The sequence below is a fragment of the Brevundimonas sp. FV1ye7S genome (assembly GCF_058680995.1).
The window spans coordinates 276,290-297,966 of sequence record NZ_CM178726.1; the positions used below are offsets into that span (position 1 = coordinate 276,290).

Consider the following 21,677-nt stretch of genomic DNA (forward strand, 5'->3'; position numbering starts at 1 on the left):
TGAAGGGTTTGGCTCGCGCCGCGGAGGCTTGACCACGTTTTGCGGATTTCGCCGAGCGCGGCAGCCTTGCTGGCCCGTTGGCCCAGCCGGTGTTGTCGTTGAGTAGACCAACGGGTTTGACACTGTGCATTGTCGGAACTTCGACTGGCTGCCGGTTTCGTCAATGACGGGGCAGAGCTGTATATCTGAGGTTGATTGTCCAGTACAGATTGACGACGTGCGTATGAAATATTGACGACGCCTGTCAGCTTGTTCGGGTCGTTCAGTCTCTCTGTCGTCTGCGCCTTGGCAGACCACGGGGGACTACATCATGAAAACCAAATCTCGCTATCTGGCGGCGGCCGGAGGCCTGGCGTTGATCGCGGCCTTTCCGCAATGGGCGGCGGCCCAATCGCAGTCGCAGTCGCAATCGACCTCGTCCGAGGCGCAAACGGCGGCGCAACCCAACCCCGCCGTCCTCGATGAAGTCGTCGTCACCGGCTATCTGCAGGGCCTGCGCCGCTCGATCGACGAGAAGCGCAACAGCGACATGATCTCGGACAGCGTCAGCGCCGACGATATGGGCAAGCTGCCCTCGTCCAACCTGACCGAAGCCGCGTCCCGCATTCCCGGCGTGTCGGCGGTCCGCAACCACTTCACCGGCGAAGGCGACCGGGTGGTGATCCGGGGCATGGCGACCGAATACAACGCCTACGCCGTCAACGGCGTGCGCATGGGCGGCACCGGATCGCCGGGCGACAACTTCTTCCGCGGCGTGCGCCTCAGCTTCCTGCCGACGTCGGGCGTCGATGCGATCACGGTCTACAAGAGCCTGCTGCCCTATATGGACGGCGACGCCATCGGCGGCACCATCGACATCAAGACGCCGACGGCCTTCGACTATGATCCGACCCATGTGGCGGGCTCGAGCGAGGGCACCCTGCTGCAACAGCGCGACGACCGGACCTCATGGGCCGCCGATGTGGCCTTCGGCAAGCAGTTCTCAGAGCGCCTGGGCCTGTTCGTGACCGGAAACTACTCGGAACGCGCCTCGCAGTTCGAGCAGATCGGCAACTCCGGGGATAATATGCCCCGTAACTGGTACGGCACGGCCCAGAGCCTGGACTTCGATCCCCAGACCTTCGTGACCCGCGGTCTGGAAATGTCCACCGGCGACACGGACGTGACGCGGTGGGGCTTCAACGGCTCGCTGGACTGGCGCGGCGACAATCACGACTTCCACCTGCGTGGTCAGTACAATGAGTATGAAGAGACCCAGTTCAGGAACCGCCTCAACTTCCGCAACGAGGCCGGCACCAGCGCCTCGGCGCGCCTGGAGCAGGTCGACAAGTCGCGCGGCGACCTGATCCAGCCGGCGAACGCCGTCATCGGCTACGATGACATCAAGGGCGCCATCTACAACTACACCACCGACCAGATCGTCGACCGCGACAAGGACGACAAGATCACCGACGCGGACAAGGGTTCCAACAGCTATTACAGCCTGAACGGCTCGTCGGGCTCGTGGGATCCCAAAGGCTTCCGCCTGCGTCGCTACTGGGAAGGCGGCACGACCGAAGGCGTGCTGCAGATGGTCAACTTCGGCGGCGAAAGCCGCTTCCGCGAGTTCACCCTCGACTACGACCTGTCCCACTCGGAATCCGAGGACAATATCGTCGACAGCTACGAGATGTTCTTCGGCCGCAACGCCTATCTGTGGAAGGGCAACGAAGGCGTCGAGATCGTCAGCCAGGGGGATCCGCAGTACCTGAAATGGGTGCTGAACCCCGCCGGCATGGCGGGCGTCCAGGACCTGACCCAGTACACCGCCTCCAGCCTGAGCGGCAGCTACGGCGGCGCCAAGGAAACCCTGAACCAGGCCCAATTCAACCTGCGCTACGAGCCGACCGGCTCCTGGCTGCAAGAGGTCCGCGTCGGCGCCAAATACTACAAGTCCGAGCGTGAACGCCTGGAAGGTTCGCTGATCGACCTGGAGCCCCGGGGCACCATGGCCGACTATTCCGCCCTGTTCGGCGAAGCGATCACCGACATGTTCGACGGCCGTTACACCGGCCAGTACCAACTCGGCCCCGTCATCGACACCGACAAGATGATGGCCGAGATCGAACGCGCCAAGGCGGGCAACTCGACCCTGCTGACGCTGAACGAGGCGGACTCGATCGACTACGCCTCCACCTGGTTCTACGACGAACAGGTAGTGTCGGCCTACGCCATGGCCACGGCTCGTTTCGGCGCGGCCGAAGTGATCGCCGGGGTGCGGGTCGAGGACACCAGCAACGACATCCGCGCCTGGACCGAAGACCCGGTGCGGGGCGAGGACTACACCACCGACACCTCGGGCTTCACCAACTGGCTGCCCTCGATCCACGTCAACTATGACGTGAGCCGGAGCGCCAAGCTGCGGGCGGCGATCTGGACCAGCGTCTCGCGTCCGGACATCAAACGGATGACCTCGGTCAAGGAATACAGCTACGACAGCGATCCCGACGGCGACGGCGTGACCAACCCGACCAGCGAATGGGTGCTGACCGGCGTCGTCCAGGGCAATCCCGATCTCGAGCCGATGACCTCGGTCAACTACGACCTGTCGGCGGAATATTACAACGGACGCACGGGTGCCTACTCCGTCGCGCTGTTCTACAAGGATCTGGACAAGTTCCTGTTCCGCTCCTCGTCGTCGGTCATTCGGGACGGCACGGAGGGCGAGTTCGACGATCCGTCGGGCGTGCCCGTCTCCATGCCGATGAACGGTCGCAAGGCCGAGATCCGCGGCGTCGAGATCAACGCCCGCCAGCAGCTCCACTGGCTGCCGGCGCCGTTCGACGGGCTGGGCGTGGCGGCGAACGCCACCATCCAGCGCTCGGAAGCCGAAACCGGCCTGTCCTGGCACCCTGAAGGCTACACCCTGCCCTTCATGGAAACCCCCGACCACATCGTGAACCTGGAACTGTTCTGGGAGCGCAACGGCTGGGAGGCCTATGTGGCCTACAACTATCAGGACGTGTCTCTGGAAGACATCGAGGACTTCGGCAACGATCCCTATGAGCAGGATTACCACTTTGTGGACCTGATGGCGCGGCGTCAGATCACGCCGAATCTGACGGCGACCTTCAAGGTGCAGAACCTGTTGGACAACTACACCTACTTCTACACCTTCGGTGAAGGAAAGGGCGGCGTCCGCGACTACATCGAAAACGGTCGTTACCTGAGCCTGAACCTGAACTGGCGGCTCTGATCGCTCCTGCCGCTCGCGGGAGATCTCCCGCGAGCGGCGCCTTTTCCAGACATCGAGGATACCTCATGCGCCTGTCCCTGCGCCTCGCCGCGACCCTGTCCTGCAGCGTCCTGGCCTTCGCCGCCCTCCAGACCGTTCCGGCGCAAGCCCAGACGGCTTCCCTGCCCGAACGCGTCATCGTCAATCTGACCGAGACGCCCTCGACCAGCCTGGCCTTCAACTGGCGCGCCGAAGCGGGCGCAGGCGACGGCTTCATCGAATACGCGACCCTGACGCCGGGGCCGGCCTATCCGGCCCAGGCCGTTCGCCTCCCCGCACAGCGCACCTCCGCCGCCTTCACGACGCGGGACGACCAGAACGTCGCCGCAGACTATTACAGCGTGCGGCTGACCGGCCTGACCCCCGACACCCAGTACGTCTATCGCGTGGGCAAGGAAGGCGCCTGGTCGCCCTGGCGCCAGGTCAAGACCGCCGCCGCCGAGGTTCGTCCCTTCACCTTCCTCTATATGGGCGACGTCCAGAACGACATCCGCTCCATGGGCGGCCTGGCCGTGCGCCGCGCCCTGCGCCAGACCCCGGACGCGGCCTTCATGCTGTTCGCCGGCGACCTGATCAACCGGGCCGACAACGACGCGGAATGGGGCGAATGGTTCGATATGGACGCCCACCGCCTGGCCGAGACCCCGTCGCTGATGACGCCGGGCAACCACGAATACATGAAGCCCCAGGGCGAGACCCCGCAAATGCTGGCGCCCCAGTGGCGGCTGCAATTCACCCTGCCCGAGAACGGCCCGTCCGACATGCTGACCGAGACCGTGTATCGGGTCGATTATCAGGGCGTGCGCATCATCTCGCTCGACGCCGACATGATCGACGAAGACCCGCAGGCTGCGCAGGATCAGTTCGCCTGGCTGGAGCGCCAACTCGCGGACAACCCGTCGCGCTGGACGGTCGTCTTCCTGCACTACCCCCTCTATTCCACCGCCCGGGGCCGCAGCGGCGAGGAACTGCGCGCCGTGCTGCAACCCCTGTTCGACCGCTATCACGTCGACCTGGTGCTGGCCGGCCATGACCACACCTATGGGCGCGGTCGCCCCCACGATCAGGGCCCGGTCTATATGGTCTCCAATGTCGGGCCGAAACAGTATCCGCTGGGCGACTTGAACTGGACGGAGCGCAAGGCCAGCGGCGTGCAGGTGTTCCAGCAGGTCGAGGTGGCCGGTGACCGACTGACGGTGCGGGCCTTCACCATGGACGGCGCCCTGTACGACGCCTTCCAACTGGAGAAGCCCGGCGCGGGTCCGGCGCGCCTGACCGATCTGAAGCCGGCGACGCCGGAGCTGATCCTGCGGCGCGAGGACCAGTAGTGACGGTGCGTACCGCGATCGTCGGGCTGCTCGCGGCATGGGCGGCGGGGCTGGCGGCGACGCCGGCCCTGGCCGATCCGGTCTGCGGGCAGACCGCCGTCATGTCGCGCCTTCAGGCCGAACTGGCGAAGCCGCGCGGCGCCCTGCTGATCGCCGCACACCGGGCCGGCCACCTCGACGCGCCCGAGAACTCGCTGGCCGCCATCGACGAAGCGGTGCGCGAGGGCGCCGACATTGTGGAGATCGACGTCAAGGTCTCCGCCGACGGCGTGCCCTTTCTGATGCACGATCAAACGGTGACTCGGACCACCGGCGGCGCCGGCGAGGCCGAGAGCCTGACCTACGCCCAACTGCGTCGCCTGCGGCTGGAAGACAGTTCCGAGCCGCCCCCGACCCTGGTCGAGGCGCTTCGCAAGACGTGCGGACGGGTGCTGGTTGATCTGGACCTCAAGACGGATCGCATCGGCCCCGTGGTCGCGGCGGTGCAGGGGCTGGGAATGACGGACCAGGTCGTCTTCTTCGACTCCGACGGGGCGGTGTTGCGGGCGGTGCGTGAGCTCGCGCCGCGCGCCCTGCTCATGCCGCGCGTCAGCCGTCCCGACGGCTTGGCCGCCGCCGTCGAGGGGCTGGCGGCGGCGACGATCATTCACGGCGACCCCGAGTCTCTGACCCCGCAGCTCCGCAACGGGGCTCGGGCCCTGCCGGCGCGAATCTGGGTCAACAGTCTGGGCGATGTCGATGAGGCCTTGGCGGTCCGGGCGCCCGACCTGTGTCTCCGGCTTGAGGGACTGTTGGTCCTTGACGCCAATGTGATTCAGACGGATCGGCCGCGGGGCCTTCGGCGCGCCGTGAGCGACTGCGGGCTCGCGGCGCTGCCATGATCGAAGCCATGCAAAGGCGCGGGGGCCGAGCGGGCGGCGCCTTCAATCCCCGCCTGACCACAAAGACGCGCGATCTTTCCGGGTCGTGCAGCCTCTCCGTAACGGATCGCTTTGACTTCGCCCAGGATGAGCTTTTGCTGACGGTGTGCAACGCGGCCGGCGGCGATGTGGCGTATCTTCAGATCCTCGATGCGCATCAGCCGTCGGCGTCCATGGACGCCTTCAGCCTGCCGCCCGGCGAGCAGGTCGAACTGATCCGGACGGCCGACCCCTATGATCTGCGCCTGCTCGGACCCGACGGCTTCTGCAGGCGCTTCTCCGGCTGTTTGGCCGAAGACGGTCCTGTCGCGGCGCGCCTGAAAGAGCCGCGCCGAGGTCGGGGCCTGATCCTGGAGATCGTCCCGGCCGAGGACGCCTGGTTCTGCGTCAATGACGAGACGGGCCTGTGTCCCACGCGTCGCTACAGGCTGGGCGCTGGAGCGCCCTTGCGCCTGCGACTTCCGGTCCTGCCGGACGGCGCCTACGACCTGACCGTCTCGCGCCTCGGCGGCGCCTTCAGCCGAAGGTTCGCGGGCCGCCTGGCGTCGCAGGATCCGCTCAGAAGCTGCGGCTGATCGCCAGGGTCACCGTCGGCCCGGTGCGGATATACTCCCGCAAATCCTCCGGCCCCGAGCCGAAGGTGTACCAATAGGTATGGCTGTTCAGCAGGTTGCGGATCTGAATCGACGCCAAGCCGTCGCCGCCCAACCGTCGTCGAAGGCTGATGTCCACAAAACTGTAGGCCTGTTCGTAGGGGTCGTTGGCGAAACTATCCATACCTTCGAGGAAGCCGCCCTGGCGGCTCCAGCCGGCGGCCGCCTCCCATCCGCCGCCCTGCCAGAACAGTTCGACGGACGCCAGGGTCTCGGGCGTCTCCGTAAAGGGAAGCCGATCGCCGACGCGCCAGGCGATGTTGGCGTCGGCGCGACTGACCTGCCAGGTCAGATTGGCCGTGACGCCCAGCCCATCCAGCGGGGCGGGCGCCCAGTCCAGGCCGTGGCGTATCGCCAGTTCGACCCCGCTGATCCGCGCCCGCCGACCGTTGGCGTAGGCCCGCACGGGCGTCCCGTTCTCATCCCCGCGGTCAATCAGTCCGCCGTCGCGGATCGAACTGGTTGAGGCCCTATAGAGAAAATTATGAATGTCCTTGTGGAACAGGGCCGCCGACCAGGCTGTCGATCGGCCATAGTGTTCGAGCGACAGATCATAGCCGATGGCTTCCATAGGCTTCAGGTCCGGATTGCCTTGGCGGATTTCCTGAAGGATCCAGTCTGCCTCGGGATTGACCTCGCCGTCGCGGTCGGGATCCTGATCGTAGACATACTGCCGCGCCGACGTCATTCGGGCGATGTCCGGTCGGGCGAAACTGGTCCAGATCGCCGCCCGCAAGACCTTGTCGCCCTCCAGGGCGCGCCGCAGATGCAGCGATGGCAAAACATTGGTGAAACTGTTTCGACGTTGATCCCGTCCGTCGCCACGGAGCGCATCCAGAATGGGAAAACTCACCTTTGATCGGGTGTGCTCGATCCGCACGCCGCCCGTGATCTCCGTTCCGGCCCATCGGGCTGCGGCCATGACATAGCCGGCCGCCGCCTGTTCCTTCAGCCGGAACCTCTCGGCTTCGGCCTGGGGCTCGAACTCGGGGTCTACGGTGAAATAGGCGCTGTCGCCGCGATAGGCCCGTTCGATCTCGGCCGACATCCGTCGGCTGTCCAAGACCACGCCCAGCCGGTGGTCCCCGACATAGCGGCCGTCGAACAGGTCCGTGACCGGCGCGCCGAACAGCCCTTCCAGATCGGCCAGGGTCTCCGGACCGATCAGATCGGGGCGGGCGCCTCCCGCGCTGCGGCGGTTGGAGTGCATATAGCGCCCTCCGGCCTGGACCGACTCCAGCCAGCCGCCGGTCGGCGTATAGGTCAGACCGAACTGGGCCTGGGCCAGGGTCTCGGACGTCTGTTCCCACTCATCGCCCAGATGTCTGAAATCATAGGCGGCCGGATCCTGAACCGCCGCCATGCCGGCGGGATTGAGCCCCCACAGGCGAAAGCGCGGATCGTCGGTCTCGATCACCCGGACGCCGCGATTGCCCAGCCATTCGACGGCGTCGGTCCTGAATTCCAGGAGCGCGCCCTCGTCCAGATCATCCTGAGAGCGCGACAGCGAGACATCATAGTCGATCCGCCACGGCCCGTCCCACCGCCGTCCGCCCAGGGTGATGGACGACAACAGGCCGGATTCCCGCGTCGCTTCCCAGAACCGTCTCAGTCGGAAGCCCATTGGATCCCACACGCCCGATGCGCCAGCCAGACTATAGACGGAGCGGACATCGCGGTCGGCGTCGGTGATCCGCCCATCCCCGTCCACATCCTTCATGTCCGCAGTCGAGTAGCCGTAGATGCGCCCCAAATCCGGATCCGAACCGACCACCATCTCGTTCGGCTGCGCAAGGCCAGTTCGACCGCTGTCCACCTGGACCAGCCGCTCGGTTCCCGCCAGGCCGTCGTTCCGGAAATTCAGACGGTTCCGGTACTCCTCGCCCTCGTAGCGGTTGTACTGAAGCCGCAGGTGAAGCTCCTGCTGCCCGCCTCGCCAATCCAGGCTCCCGTTCACCCCAAGGCGGCGCACCTGGGTCTCGCCGACGGCCAGTTCCATGCCCCTCATGATGAAACGGTCGAAATCCCAGCCGGTCGAATAGAAGGTGTCGAACCAGACGGGCGGCAGGTCGTCGCTCTCGCCGCCGACCATCTCGAATTGCGAGCGGGCGTCGCTCCAGTTGGCGGCGACGAAGAGGCCCAGCTGATCCGAGAGACGGCGCGAGACGGCCAAGGCCAACTTGCCCGACTTCGGTCGGTCGAACCGGGTCAACCAGCCGTTTTCCGCCGACAGCCGCACATAGTCGTGGTCGGCGTCGAAGGCCGTCGGGGTTTGAATGTCGATCAGGCCGCCCAGGGCGTCTCCGTCCAGATCGGGCGTCAGGGTCTTTCGCACGATCAGGTTCTGGATTCCTTCGGGCGGCAGATAGCTGAGGCGGACGCCACGATAGAATTTGTCCGCCCGCGACCCGGCGCCGCCCAGGCGCACGCCATTGATCCGATAGGCGTTCCATTCGGTCGACATGCCGCGGATCGTCAGGCGATCGCCTTCACCGGTCTGGTGGTTTCTGACGGCGTTGACGCCGGGCAGACGCGCAAGGCTTTCCGCCAGATTGTTGGTCGGCAGCAGGCCCTGGTCGTCGACGCTGACCACATCGCTGACGCCGTCATAGGCCCGTTTGATCTCCAGAGCCTCCTGGAGGGCCCCTTTGCGGCCCAGGACCACCACCTCCTCGAGCTGGGTCACGGTCGTCGGCGCCGGCGCAGCCTGCGCCCGCTCGATGATCAGGGTCTCGCCGACGATGCGGGCCTGCAGGTCCGGATGGGGGGCCAGCAGCCGGGTCAGGGCGTTCCAGGCGGTGGTTCGGCCTTGCCACTGCGCTGTGCGACGTCCGTTCATCAGATCGGCGTCGGCCAGAACGGCCATGCCCGATTGCCGGGAAAGATCACGCAGGGCCTGGGCAAGAGGGCCGCTGGAAATCCGAAACCTGTGCGGGGTCTGGTCGGCGGCGGCGGCGGCGGCGAACGGGGCCGGGGCATGGGCTTGAGCCGCGGCGCCGCCCGCGGCAAGCCACAGGCTCGTCACCGCTGCTGCGCTCCAAAACCTTGCGCGGCCCGCCCACATCCTGGGTTCACCGATCGATCAGCAGACGGCCGGAGGCGTCCCTGCGAAGCGTCAGATCCTGCATGTCCGCGACCACGGTCAGGACGTCCTGCGGTCGAGAAGCGGCGAACCGCCCGCTGATCCGGCGCCGGCTCAGGGCGGGATCGGCGAACTCGGCCTCCAGGCCGGGCGATTGGCGTTTCAACTCGATCAGCAGATCGGCCAGGCTCATATTGTCCGCGTCGATCCATCCCTCGGTCCAGTCCGGCGTCTTGACCTCCGGGTCCAGGCGTTCGATCGCCCCGGCTCGGGCGGTCGCGCCGTCGCTCAGCAGTCGACCGCCTGCGTTCAGCACCTGGCCGCGCTCGGGGTGGTTCAAAGGCACCACCTCGACCCGGCCTTCCAGGACCGTCACCTCCACCGCGCCGCCGCTGCGTTCATCGACGTTGAAGCGCGTGCCCAGGGCCGTGATTCGATGTGTGGCCGTGATGACCGAGAAGGGGCGTCTGGCGTCCTTGGCCACCGAGAAGAAGCCTTCCCCGCTCAGCCAGACGTCCCGCCGTTCCGGGCCGAAGGCCGTGCGGACCCGGCTGTCGCCGTTCAGCTGGACCGAAGAGCCGTCGTCCAGCGCCGCTTGAAGGCTGCGTCCCGCCGTTCCCTCCAGCCTCTGTTCGACCAGGGCGGGCTGGGACGGCCATATCAGCACGGCGAGCGTCACGGAGGCCGCGGCCAGCATGCCGCCGGCCCAGAGGGATGGCGAGAGTGGAAGGGGCCGAACCCGCCAGGCGCGCCGACGCCGGCCCGCTTCAGCCGCCAGTGTTGCGCTGGCCGCCGCCAGGGCCGGATCGGCGAGCAGCCGCTCCTGGGCCTCCAGCAGTCGGGCGCGCTCCGGCGCTGCGGCCAGCCAGGCGCGCAGCGCCTCGTCCGCCGCGTCGTCCATTTCGCCGTGACGCCGACGGTCGGCCCAAAGGGCGGCCTGTTCTTCGGAGACGCGCGCAGAATTCTTCATCGCGCAAGCTCCATGTCCAAAGCCTTGCGCACTTCGAGGGCGGCGCGACTGAAGTGCTTCTGGGCGGCCTCGACCGAGATGTTCAGCCGCGCGGCGATCTCCGGATAGCTGAGATCGGCGGACTGGCGCAAAACAAAGACTTCTCGCCTGAGCCGGGGCATGCGCCGAAGCGCGCGGGTGAAGAGGTCTGCTCTCTGCTTCATGTCGAGAACTTCGAACGGGGAGGGCGCGTCCGAGGCCGCCGCGTCGTCGATCGGTTCGTTCACATCCGGGGCGCCGGGGCGCCTCTGGTCGCTGAGCAGATTGAGCGCGACCCGAAAGGCGTAGGCCACCGGATCCTTCAGCGGCGTGGCCCGGGATCGGGCCAGGACGCGGGCGTAAGCCTCCTGGCTGATGTCGTCGGCGTCGGCGTCGTTGTGGACCCGGCTGCGGACAAAGGCGCGCAGACGCACGGCGTTCTTCGCCAGCAATCGCCCCGCACTCAGATCCTGAACAGACATCCTACCCCCGCGGGCGCACCCGTTGGGCCGCGCTTTTACGGCTCAACGATGACGGTGCGAAAACAGTCCGACGAATTATCGCTCGCCGCGGAGGGCGCGGAGCTGGCGTGCGGGCGGCCTTGTTGGTAGCGGCGGCAGGAGGCGGCCCAGGCCAGCGGTTCGTGCCCCGCCTTCGTCCTGAGCATCGCCGACCGCTTCCCGAGCATCAGGATGGGCGTATCCGGGCCCGGAGGTGACGGGTCCGAGGGGCCTGGTTCCTTCGCCAGATCGGCTTGATGGCCGAACACGATCGCGTCGAACGCGAAGGACTGAACCCGTCGACATAGTCGAGCCCAAGACGGAAGGATCGTCACGCGCGCGCCCAGGGCCTGGATTGAACGGCGGCTTACGCCTTGCCGCACGGGATCGGCCTCCACCAAGGCGATGTGGCGGCCACAGGCTTTCAGCCGGAAAGCGACGCTCGGCGAAGGCGGCGGGTTCGCCACGAAAGGCCTAGCCGAGAGGCGCCGGAATCCGCCGTGCTGAAGCGTAAAACGGCGTGTCGATTCAGATGCTTCGGGGGCTGAGCATATCCACACGTCTTGGTAGCGAATAGGTGATATTCAAGGAAGGAATCAACCGGGCAAAGACTGGGACGCAATGTTGGGCAAGGGAAAACGATCGGCGTCGCTGGTGCTTGAAGAAGCTGTCGAAGCCTTGCGAACCAACGTGATGATCGCGGACAAGGACCTGAACATCACCTATCTGAATCCGGCGGTTCAGGACCTGCTGCAGGCCGCTGAGGCGGATCTGCGCAAGGAACTTCCGAACTTCAGCGTCGCCAAACTCGTCGGCAGCAACATCGACATCTTTCACAAGAACCCGGCCCATCAGCGCGGGATGCTGGCGGCCCTGACCAAGCCGCATTCGGCGACCATCCGCGTCGGAGACCTGGCCTTCGACCTGCACGTCAGCCCGCTGAAGCGACGGGGCAAGCCGGCCGGCTTTGTCGTGGAGTGGGCGGACGCCCACCACCGGCTCGCCAGCGAGGATTTCGCGGCCCAGATTCAGGCGATCGGGCGATCCCAGGCGATGATCGAGTTCAAGCTGGACGGCACGATCGTCAACGCCAACGAGCGATTTCTCGATGTCATGGGCTACCAGCTCAATGAAATCGTGGGCCGCAAACACGAGATCTTCGCCGAACAGGAATACCGCGACAGCCCCGATTATCAGCAGTTCTGGGCCGCGCTCGCGAGCGGCGCGTTCCAGTCCGGCGAGTTCAGACGGGTTCGCAAGGACGGGGGCGTCGTCACGATCCAGGGCGCGTACAATCCCATCCTCGGCCCGGACGGCAAGGTGGCCAAGGTGGTCAAATTCGCCACAGACGTGACGCAGCGCGTGGAGGCCGTAACCGTGATCGGCGACGCGCTGACGGCGCTCGCCGAGGGCGATCTCCAGCAGCGGATAACGACCAAATTCATACCCGAACTCGACAAGCTCCGGATCGACTTCAACAGCGCCGTCGAAACCCTCCAGGCGACCATGACCAGCGTCGGCGCGACCGCGGGCGCGATTCGCGCGGGCGCCGACGAGATCGGCGTTGCTTCCGACGAACTGTCGCGCCGGACCGAACAGCAGGCCTCCAGTCTGGAAGAGACCGCCGCGGCGCTTGATCAGCTCACCTCGACCGTCAACAGCAGCGCCGCCAATGCGCAGAAGGCGGCCGCCGTCGCGCTCGGGGCCAGGGGGGACGCCCAACGCTCGGGCGACGTCATGGGCGAGGCGATCTCCGCCATGTCGGAAATCGAGCGATCCGCCGTGGAGATCACCAACATCATCGGGGTGATCGACGAGATCGCCTTCCAGACCAATCTGCTGGCCCTGAACGCCGGGGTCGAGGCGGCGCGGGCCGGGGACGCCGGCCGCGGCTTCGCCGTCGTCGCTTCCGAAGTGCGGGCGCTCGCCCAGCGATCTGCGGAAGCCGCCAAGGAAATCAAGGGACTTATCGCGGGAAGCTCGCAGCAGGTCACCAAGGGCGTCAAACTGGTCGGCGAGACCGGAGAGGCTCTCGGGGTCATTGTCGAGCGCGTGGCCGAAATCGACGCCCTGATCAGCGACATCGCCACCTCGGCCCGTGAGCAGTCCTCGGGCCTGAGCGAAGTGAATGTGGCGGTCAACCAGATGGACCAGGTCACCCAGCAGAACGCCGCCATGGTCGAGGAGTCCACGGCCGCTTCACATTCGCTCCGTCAGGAGACCGAAGGGCTGATGACGATGATCGGGCGGTTTCAGCTTGGAACGGCGGGAAGCTCACCCCGACAGCAGGCCGCGCCCGAGCCTCGCCCGGTCCGCCTCGTCGCCGTCGGCGGCGGACGGGTCCAGGCTGCGCAGGCGACATCGGACTGGGAGGCGTTCTGAAGCGAGCCGCCGTGCCGATCTTCGGAACGCCCAGGCGCGGCTCAGGAGCGAATGGGAACACCGGTCACGCGCCGAGCATAGAGACCGGTCCGGGCATGCAGGCGCAGCCTCGGGGCTGCGGCGCCGGGTCTGCGTCCGTCGCAACGGAACAATCGTGCGCCCCAAGGGCGGCGTTCATCCGGGACAGGACGGCGAGGGCGGTCGAGAGGTCCTGGAGCGAGACAGAGCTTTCGGCGCTGTATTGCACGCATGAGGCGCAGGCCGACCAGAGTTTCGCCGCCTCTCGTCCGCTGTCGGTAAGGCGCAGGAGGTGGGCGCGTCGATCCCCCTTCAGGGCCTGGCGCTCCACCAGACCCGCCGCAAGAAGGCCGGTGACACGCGTCGACATGACGGCCTCCGAAAGCGCCAGCGCATCGGCCGCTTCCCTCTGGATCAAGCCGGAGGGGCGCTGGGCCAGAAGGTTCAGAACCGCCAGCTGGCCCGCGTTCAGGCCGCCTTCCGCCAGCACCTCGTCCACCCGCGTCGTCCATCGACGCGCAAGCCGGATGACGGCGGACTGCAGCATGGTCCCCACAGCGTGATGATTGGCAGGTCCGCAGGTTCGCACGTCGCCCCACTTGGGACATTGGCACGTCGTCTTCTCCCAGCGGCCGGTTTCGAAGCGCTCTGCCATCGCCGTCTCTCGTTTTCGGCGTCGAGAGTCCTTGAAAGCCCAGGTGAGCGCAATAAGGGGTATCCCTCCGTATCCAGCTCAAAATCCTGAGGGACGACGTGTCCCGACGCGCTCTACGGCAAAGCGCATCGCCCTGGCGGCCCGAGGGTCGCGCTCAGCTTGGGTCGGATCAGACCTTGATGTCGAGATAGGAGCCGGGGCGCATGATCCGGGGCTCTTCGCGCTCCGGCGCCACCGGGGCGGGTTCGACGGGGCGCGCCGGGTTGGCGGTGCGCACCGTGGACATGACGGCGGCGGCGGGCGCCTGACTGGGTTGAACGCGTGAGGCCTGATCCAGGGCGGCGCGGAAGAAGGCGGCCTGCGCGTTTCGCGCCGTCGGCAGGTCGAGACCTTGCGACGGGACGGGCTGCGGCAAACCGGGGCGAATCGCGCTCATGCCCAAACGTTAACGCATCCGGAGCGATCAATCGTTAACAAGGCCTCTCGAAAGAGAGTTAATGCGATTTTTCACCGGGAGCGGGCCGGGGCGGGGCCTGCATGGAGGTGACGAGTCGTTCGATGTCGGCGTCGTTCAGCAGGGGACCGGACTGTTTGGCGGTGATCCGGCCCATGGCGTCGACGGCGAAGGTCTCGGGCACGCCGGATATGCCCAGGTCCAGACCGGCCCGACCCTCGCGGTCCACCAGAACCATGGAATAGGGGTCGCCCAACTCGTCCAGGAAGGCGCGCGTCGCGACCGGCTCGTCCTTGTAGGCCACGCCGACGACGGCGATCCCCCGCGCCTTCAGGGCCAGCAGCTTGGGATGTTCGATCCGGCACGGCGCGCACCACGAGGCGAAGACATTGACCAGCATGGGCCGGCCGACGCCCGCCGTCTTGAGGTCCAGATTGCCGGGGCCGGCGGTGTCGCCGGTGAGCATGGGCAGCACCGTTTCGGGGATGGGCTGGCCGACCATGGCGTCGGGCTTGAAGGCCGGATCGCGTTTCAGCGACCAGCCGATGAACAGGGCGGCGAGCGCGCTGAGCACCACCAGGGGCAGGAGGGCCAGCCAGCGGTTCATTCTTTTGGCCCTACCGCGCTTTGCGCTACTTGAGGGCGATTGGAGTCTGCGGCGTCTGATGTCGCGCTCTGGTCTTTTTCCAGACGCTCGAGTTCGCGCTTCCATTTGCGGGAGGCGATGACGGCGCGGGCGACCAAGGCGGCCAGGACCAGGGCGCTGACGCCCCAGGCGGGCCAGACGAAGGCGGCGTAGGGGGTCATGTCGAGGTCGAGCATTTTACGCCTCTAGGGCCTGACGGGCGCGCAGGGTCAGGACGCGGCGACGGCGGACCTCGGTGCGGATCGCCGTCAGCCACAGGGCCGCGAACAGAACCCCATAGGCCGCCAGCATGGTCAGGAAGGGCGGCAGATAGACCGGGTCCAGGCCCGAGGATCCGGGGGTCAGGAAGCTGGCCGGCTGGTGCAGGGTGTTCCACCAATCGACCGAGAATTTGACGATGGGCAGGTTGATCAGCCCGACCAGACCCAGGACGGCGGCGGCGCGGGCCCCCTTCTGCTCGTCGTCGATCGAGGCCCGCAGCGCCATATAGCCGAGGTAGAAGAGAAACAGGACCAGCACGCTGGTCAGGCGCGCGTCCCACACCCACCAGGTCCCCCACATGGGCTGGCCCCACAGGGAGCCGGTAAACAGGGCCAGGGCCGTGAAGGCGGCGCCGGGCAGGGCGGCGGCGCGGGCGGCGGCGTCGGCCAGGGCGTGGCGGAAGACCAGGGCGAAGAAGCTGGAGACCCCCAGGGCCGAATAGGCGCCCAGTCCCCAGACGGCGGCGGGCACATGGACGAACATGATCCGCACCGTATCGCCCTGCTGATAGTCCGCAGGGACGGTGAAGCTGAGCCAGGTCCCGACCGCCAGCAGCACGGCCGCGACCGTCCAGAGGACGGGCGTCAGAGGGCCGGTGAAGGCCATGAAACGCTGCGGGTTGGACAGGCCGAACATGGCGTCAGCGATTACGCGGGGTCGCGACGGCGGGCAAGCGGCGGATCACCTCCGTCATCCCTGGGCGTTGCGCACGGCCGCTGCTCCGGCGAAGGCGGCGATGACGCCGGCGAACAGGACATAGGCGCCCAGGAAGGCCAGGGCCGGGGCGGGCGACTGGCCCGAGGCGGCGCGTTCCAGCGCCCCGGCGCCGAAGACGACCGGGGGGATGAACAGGGGCAGGACCACGACGGCGATCAGCAGGCCGCCGCGTTTCGCCCCCAGGGCCAGGGCGGCGCCCAGGGTTCCGGTGCAGGCGAAGCCCGCCCCGCCGATCAGGGCCGACAGGGCGGTGAGCGGGACCAAGGCCGGCGGCAGGCCCAGGGCCAGGGCCGCGACCGGCGCGGTCAGGGCCAGGGGCAGGCCGACGGCGATCCACTGGGCCAGGGCCTTGATCAGGACGACCGATTCCAGCGGCAGATGGCCCAGGGCCAGCAGGTCCAGGGCGCCATCCTCCAGATCCCGCTCGAACAGCCGCTCCAGCGACAGCAAAGAGGCGAGGGCCAGGGCCAGCCAGGCGATCCCGCCGGCCACGGGCGAAAGCGTGCGCGGATCGCCGCCCACGGCCAGGGGCAGGACGGCGGTCAGACAGACGAAGAAGCCGCAGGCCAGCAGGGGGCCGCCGCCGCCGCTCCAGGCCAGGTCCAGCTCCCGCTCCAGCAGCACGCGCGTCGCGCCGCGCAGGCCGGGCGGGCGGGGTTCGGCGTCCACAGGACGGCTCATGTCAGGCCTCCCAGGTCCAGGGTGCGGGCCGGCAGGGGCAGGGGGTCGTGGACGGCGGCGAGGATCAGGCCGTCGGCGTCGAGATGGCGGCGCATCTGGTCGGCGAAGACGGCGCGCCAGCGGGCGTCCAGCGGGGCCATCGGCTCGTCCAGCAGCCACAGGGCGCGCGGCGAGCCGACCAGCCGGCCCATGGCCAGGCGGCGGCGTTGACCGGCGGACAGGCGGCGGACTTCAAGGTCCAGCAGGGGAGCGAGGCCGAAAGCTTCGACCGCATCGTCCATGCCGCATTGGACATGACCCAGCCAGTCGCACTGGAAGCCCAGTTCTTCGCGCGCCGTCCGCCCGGTCTTCAGTCCGTCCTGATGGCCGAGGAAATGGGTTTCGCGACCGCGCGCCAGCCGCTCGTCCAGCGGATTGCCGTCGCCGTCGTGGAAGGCGACCTCTCCCGCATCCGGCCGCAACAGGCCGGCGATGGTTCGCAGCAGACTGGTCTTGCCTGCGCCATTGGCGCCCGTCAGCACCACGGCTTCCCCGGCCTGGAGGCGCAGGTCGAGACCCTGGAACAGACGACGCTCGCCGCGTGAGACGGTCAGGTCGGAGATCGAGAGGGTGTGGATCATGACGGCTACACTCTCCCTCCCCGCGCCGGGGAGGGGCGTCGCGGAGCGACGGGGTGGGGGCGGCCCGGCGAGGGCGCACGATTTCCTGGAAACAAGGCGAGCGATGGGTCGCGCGGCCCGCCCCACCCGGCCTCGCTCCGCTCAGCCCCCCTCCCCGGAACGGGGACGGGGAAAATACGCATTGTTTTGAGAACCTTTCTCAATGTCCGCGTCGAGGGTGTGGACACATGGACGGTGCGCGATGAGCGGACTATAGGCACGATTGCCGCAGCAGGCTTTCGCCGCGCGCGCAGGGGCCCTGTGAGCCGCTGCGTCTGCCGCGCGAAGGCGCAACCGGATTGTCGGGCGGCGCTGACCAGAGGAAAACTCTCCATGCCGTCCACCGACAGCTTCAACACCCGCCAGGACCTTTCCGTCGGGCGCAAGAAATACGCCTATTACAGCCTTCCGGCCGCCGAGGAAGCGGGTCTGACCGGGATTTCCCGTCTGCCGCGCTCGATGAAGGTGCTGCTGGAGAACCTGCTGCGCAACGAAGACGGCGTCTCGGTGACGCAGGACGACCTGAAGGCCGTCGCCGCCTGGGTCGAGAACAAGGGCTCGGTCGAGCACGAGATCGCCTTCCGTCCGGCCCGCGTCCTGATGCAGGACTTCACCGGGGTTCCCGCCGTGGTCGATCTGGCCGCCATGCGCGACGCCATGAGCGCCCTGGGCGCCGACGCCGCCAAGATCAATCCGCTGGTCCCGGTCGATCTGGTCATCGACCACTCGGTCATGGTCGATCACTTCGGCACGGCCAAGGCCTTCGGTCAGAACGTCGAGCGCGAATATGAGCGCAACATCGAGCGCTACAACTTCCTGCGCTGGGGTTCGTCGGCCTTCAACAACTTCCGCGTCGTGCCCCCCGGCACCGGCATCTGCCACCAGGTGAACCTGGAGAACCTGGCCCAGACCGTCTGGACCCTGGACGAAGGCAAGAAGACCGTCGCCTATCCGGACACCGTCGTCGGCACCGACAGCCACACCACCATGATCAACGGCCTGGCCGTCCTGGGCTGGGGCGTCGGCGGCATCGAGGCCGAGGCGGCCATGCTGGGCCAGCCGATCCCGATGCTGATCCCCGAGGTCATCGGCTTCAAACTGACCGGCCGCCTGCCGGAAGGCACGACCGCGACCGACCTGGTGCTGACCGTCACCCAGATGCTGCGCAAGAAGGGCGTGGTCGGCAAGTTCGTCGAATTCTTCGGCGACGCCCTGCCGAACATGACCATCGAGGACCAGGCGACCATCGCCAACATGGCCCCGGAATACGGCGCCACCTGCGGCTTCTTCCCCGTCTCGGCCGCCACCATCGGCTATCTGACCGCCACGGGCCGCGACAAGGCGCGCGTCGCCCTGGTCGAAGCCTACGCCAAGGCCCAAGGCCTGTGGATCGACGAGACCTCGGAAGACCCGGTCTTCACCGACGTTCTGGAACTGGACCTGGCCACGGTCGTGCCGTCGCTGGCCGGCCCCAAGCGTCCGCAGGACCGCGTCGAACTGACCACGGCCGCCCCCGCCTTCGAAACCGCCCTGGTCGATGTCTTCGCCCGCCCGACCGACGCCCCGCGCGCGGCCGTCGAGGGTGAGAAGTTCACCGTCGGCGACGGCGATGTGGTCATCGCCGCCATCACCTCGTGCACCAACACCTCCAACCCGTCGGTGCTGATCGCCGCCGGTCTGGTGGCGCGCAAGGCCCATGCGCTGGGCCTGAAGGCCAAGCCCTGGGTCAAGACCTCGCTGGCCCCCGGCTCGCAGGTCGTCACCGACTATCTGACCGACGCCGGCCTGCAAAAGGACCTGGACGCCCTGGGCTTCAACCTGGTCGGCTACGGCTGCACCACCTGCATCGGCAACTCGGGCCCGCTGGATCCGGCGATCTCGAAGGCGATCAACGACAACGCCCTGGTCGCGACCTCGGTCCTGTCGGGCAACCGCAACTTCGAAGGCCGGGTGAACCCCGACGTCCAGGCCAACTATCTGGCCTCGCCGCCGCTGGTCGTGGCCTACGCCATCGCCGGCTCGATGCGGATCGACATCACCAAGGATCCGATCGGCCAGGACAAGAAGGGCAATGACGTCTTCCTGAAGGATGTCTGGCCGACCTCGCAGGAGATCGCCGACATCCAGAAGAAGTCGGTCACCCCGGCCATGTTCGCCAAACGCTACAAGGACGTGTTCAAGGGCGACAAGCACTGGCAGGCGATCAAGGTCACGGGCGGCCAGACCTATGAGTGGGACGACGCCTCCACCTATGTCGCCAACCCGCCGTACTTCGAAGGCCTGTCGATGGACCTGACTCCGGTCCAGGACATCGTCGAGGCCCGCGTCCTGGCCATCTTCGGCGACTCGATCACCACCGACCACATCTCTCCGGCCGGTTCGATCAAGAAGACCTCGCCCGCCGGCGTCTATCTGACCAGCCACGGCGTCGAGGCGGCCGAGTTCAACAGCTACGGCGCCCGTCGCGGCAACCACGAAGTCATGATGCGCGGCACCTTCGCCAATATCCGGATCAAGAACCGGATCACGCCCGAGATCGAGGGCGGCGTGACGAAGCATTTCCCGTCGAACGACACCATGTCGATCTATGACGCGGCCATGCGGTATCAGTCGGAAGGTCGGCCGCTGGTCGTCTTCGCCGGCAAGGAATACGGCACCGGCTCGTCGCGCGACTGGGCGGCCAAGGGCACGCGCCTCCTGGGCGTTCGCGCCGTCATCGCCGAAAGCTTCGAGCGCATCCACCGTTCGAACCTGGTCGGCATGGGCGTGGTGCCGCTGCAGTTCAAACAGGACGGCTGGCAGAAGCTGGGCCTGACCGGCGAGGAGATCGTCACCATTCGCGGCCTGTCCGACGCCAATGTCGGCAAGCTGCGTCCGCGTCAGGACCTGTGGGTCGAGCTGTTCCGTCCGTCGGACGGCAAGATGGCCCGCTTCCCGGTCCGCTGCCGCATCGATAACCAGACCGAGATGGACTATCTGCTGGCCGGCGGCGTCATGCCCTACGTCCTGCGCAACCTGGCCCGCGGTCCGGAAACCGAGGCGCCGATTGCGGCCGAGTAATCCGGCGGCTGATCGCTGAAACAGAAAGGGCCGGCGGAGCGATCCGCCGGCCCTTTTGTCTTGCGGCTTGCTCTTTCAGCATGGCTATTAGCAGCCAAGCTTCGGTCAATGGGAGTTGCGAGTGAGATATTCGGCCGCCGTCGCTATGGTCTTCTCGCTGCTCTTTTGTCGTGACGTTCACGCGGCAGACGCGGTCAATCCGAAACATGTCATCGGCCAGATCGCTGACGCGATTGAAGAAAATTACTTCGACATCGCGCGAGCACGAGAAGCGGCTTCGGCCCTGAGGACTGATGCCGCAGCCGGCGTCTATGATCTATATGCGGACGATGACCAGCTTGCCGCAGCGCTTACTCGTCGGCTGAAGCCTTTGGATGGACATTTCGGCGTAGCGCCGCCCTCTGTGGCGACCGTCGATGAACCTCGCTTGACGATTGACTACGACGATCAGGTTCGTCGCATGAATTTCGGATTCCGCACCGTCGAGGTTCTTGCTGGAAATATCGGCTATATCGATCTGAGGTTCTTTCCCGACATCGATTTCGACGCGGCGGAAAGTCCGGAGCGGCAAGCCGCCGACGCGGCGCTGCAGACCCTGGCTCATGCTGAGGCGGTGATTATCGACTTGCGCGATAATGGCGGCGGATCGCCCGCCATGGCGACCTATCTCGCCAGCGCCTTTCTACCCGCCGACGTCAACGCCTATATGGTCGAGCGCGATGGGTCAGGGAGAGAGACCAGCCTGAGACCTTCGCGGCCTTACCCCCGGCCACGTTCAGATATTCCCGTGATCGTCATGATCAGTGCGAGGACAGCGTCTGCTGCCGAGGCCCTGCCCTACATGCTTCAATCGGCGGGGCGAGCAATCGTTGTCGGTCAACCGAGCATGGGCGCCGCTAGCGTGGCCAAACCTATCGCCACACCATCCGGCTTTTCAGTTTTTGTCCCTTTCGCTGAGACTATCAGTCCTCTGACGAACGCGAATTGGGAAGGGGACGGCGTACAGCCTGATATCGCCGGACCCATTGAACAGGCTAAGAATCACGCTTGGATTTTGGCGCTCCATAAAGTGCTAGAACGAGGCCTGCCCGAAGCAATCGCCGCTGAGGACCTTTGGATAATCCAAGCGTTGGAAAGCAAAGCTGTGGTGATGCCTCTAGATTCTTATCCGGGACGGTACCGCGACGCCCAAGTGTTCATCGAACATGGAAGTCTGCGCTACAAACTGGGGGAGCGCCCGCCTTGGATATTACGCGCGCTTTTGGCAGACCTGTTCACTGTCGAGGACGAACCGACCCGACGTGTAAGGTTCAACCGCGATGCCCAGGGACGGGTCACTGGGCTCAATGTCCTTTGGTCTGAAGGAAGCGTTTCTCCAACCGAACTTCGAGTGGACTGA

At 66.6% G+C, this 21,677-nt stretch carries 17 protein-coding genes; 7 read left to right on the forward strand and 10 right to left on the reverse strand.

Annotated features, from left to right (window positions below):
- Positions 1 to 310 precede the first annotated feature (310 nt).
- From ACW18C_RS01290 to ACW18C_RS01305, 4 genes are all read left to right on the forward strand, one after another.
- Complete coding sequence (locus ACW18C_RS01290; RefSeq protein ID WP_492072347.1) at positions 311 to 3,235, forward strand: TonB-dependent receptor; 2,925 nt, start codon at positions 311 to 313, stop codon at positions 3,233 to 3,235.
- Between the two features lie 65 nt (positions 3,236 to 3,300).
- Entirely contained in the window at positions 3,301 to 4,602 is a 1,302-nt protein-coding gene (locus tag ACW18C_RS01295; protein WP_492072349.1) for a purple acid phosphatase family protein, read from the forward strand.
- 5 nt (positions 4,603 to 4,607) lie between these two features.
- Entirely contained in the window at positions 4,608 to 5,483 is an 876-nt protein-coding gene (locus tag ACW18C_RS01300) for a glycerophosphodiester phosphodiesterase family protein (protein WP_492072351.1), read from the forward strand.
- Positions 5,480 to 6,097, forward strand: coding sequence for a phospholipase domain-containing protein (locus ACW18C_RS01305; RefSeq protein ID WP_492072352.1), 618 nt, complete (start codon positions 5,480 to 5,482; stop codon positions 6,095 to 6,097). Before ACW18C_RS01300 ends, ACW18C_RS01305 begins: the two co-directional genes overlap by 4 nt.
- On the opposite strand, the gene ACW18C_RS01310 is transcribed toward ACW18C_RS01305, so the two are convergent.
- Genes ACW18C_RS01310 through ACW18C_RS01320 form a run of 3 tightly spaced genes read right to left on the reverse strand, consistent with a single transcriptional unit; the run spans position 6,081 to position 10,727 of the window.
- Positions 6,081 to 9,200, reverse strand: a complete 3,120-nt coding sequence (locus ACW18C_RS01310; RefSeq protein ID WP_492072353.1) for a TonB-dependent receptor — start codon at positions 9,198 to 9,200, stop codon at positions 6,081 to 6,083. The two genes, ACW18C_RS01305 and ACW18C_RS01310, sit on opposite strands and share 17 nt — an antisense overlap.
- Before the next feature lie 46 nt (positions 9,201 to 9,246).
- Positions 9,247 to 10,227, reverse strand: coding sequence for a FecR family protein (locus ACW18C_RS01315; RefSeq protein ID WP_492072355.1), 981 nt, complete (start codon positions 10,225 to 10,227; stop codon positions 9,247 to 9,249).
- Positions 10,224 to 10,727, reverse strand: a complete 504-nt coding sequence (locus ACW18C_RS01320) for a sigma-70 family RNA polymerase sigma factor (RefSeq protein WP_492072356.1) — start codon at positions 10,725 to 10,727, stop codon at positions 10,224 to 10,226. Before ACW18C_RS01320 ends, ACW18C_RS01315 begins: the two co-directional genes overlap by 4 nt.
- Positions 10,728 to 11,399: 672 nt before the next feature.
- Here ACW18C_RS01320 and ACW18C_RS01325 point away from each other — a divergent pair.
- Entirely contained in the window at positions 11,400 to 13,127 is a 1,728-nt protein-coding gene (locus ACW18C_RS01325; RefSeq protein ID WP_492072357.1) for a methyl-accepting chemotaxis protein, read from the forward strand.
- Between the two features lie 64 nt (positions 13,128 to 13,191).
- On the opposite strand, the gene ACW18C_RS01330 is transcribed toward ACW18C_RS01325, so the two are convergent.
- The 7 genes from ACW18C_RS01330 to ccmA form a co-directional block, all read right to left on the reverse strand.
- On the reverse strand, positions 13,192 to 13,692 hold the full coding sequence (locus ACW18C_RS01330; RefSeq protein WP_492072359.1) for a MarR family winged helix-turn-helix transcriptional regulator: 501 nt from the start codon (positions 13,690 to 13,692) through the stop codon (positions 13,192 to 13,194).
- Positions 13,693 to 13,969: 277 nt separating this feature from the next.
- Positions 13,970 to 14,236: a hypothetical protein gene (locus ACW18C_RS01335; protein ID WP_292150871.1), complete on the reverse strand. Its 267-nt coding sequence runs from the start codon at positions 14,234 to 14,236 to the stop codon at positions 13,970 to 13,972.
- 58 nt (positions 14,237 to 14,294) lie between these two features.
- Complete coding sequence (locus tag ACW18C_RS01340) at positions 14,295 to 14,861, reverse strand: DsbE family thiol:disulfide interchange protein (RefSeq protein WP_492072360.1); 567 nt, start codon at positions 14,859 to 14,861, stop codon at positions 14,295 to 14,297.
- Positions 14,858 to 15,076 (reverse strand): heme exporter protein CcmD, encoded by a 219-nt coding sequence (gene ccmD / locus ACW18C_RS01345; RefSeq protein WP_492072362.1) that lies wholly within the window; start codon positions 15,074 to 15,076, stop codon positions 14,858 to 14,860. Before ccmD ends, ACW18C_RS01340 begins: the two co-directional genes overlap by 4 nt.
- A gap of 1 nt (position 15,077) precedes the next feature.
- Positions 15,078 to 15,797 (reverse strand): heme ABC transporter permease CcmC, encoded by a 720-nt coding sequence (gene ccmC / locus ACW18C_RS01350; protein ID WP_492072364.1) that lies wholly within the window; start codon positions 15,795 to 15,797, stop codon positions 15,078 to 15,080.
- Positions 15,798 to 15,851: 54 nt separating this feature from the next.
- Positions 15,852 to 16,559 carry a heme exporter protein CcmB gene (gene ccmB / locus ACW18C_RS01355; protein ID WP_492072366.1) on the reverse strand — a complete coding sequence of 236 codons (708 nt, stop codon included), beginning with the start codon at positions 16,557 to 16,559 and terminating at the stop codon, positions 15,852 to 15,854.
- A complete protein-coding gene (gene ccmA / locus ACW18C_RS01360; protein WP_492072368.1) occupies positions 16,556 to 17,179 on the reverse strand; it encodes a heme ABC exporter ATP-binding protein CcmA in 624 nt (207 codons plus the stop codon). The genes ccmB and ccmA overlap by 4 nt, the downstream gene beginning before the upstream one ends.
- Positions 17,180 to 17,551: 372 nt before the next feature.
- Between ccmA and acnA the strand changes: the two genes are divergently transcribed.
- Positions 17,552 to 20,278, forward strand: coding sequence for an aconitate hydratase AcnA (gene acnA / locus ACW18C_RS01365; RefSeq protein ID WP_492072369.1), 2,727 nt, complete (start codon positions 17,552 to 17,554; stop codon positions 20,276 to 20,278).
- 121 nt (positions 20,279 to 20,399) lie between these two features.
- Positions 20,400 to 21,677 carry a S41 family peptidase gene (locus ACW18C_RS01370; RefSeq protein WP_492072371.1) on the forward strand — a complete coding sequence of 426 codons (1,278 nt, stop codon included), beginning with the start codon at positions 20,400 to 20,402 and terminating at the stop codon, positions 21,675 to 21,677.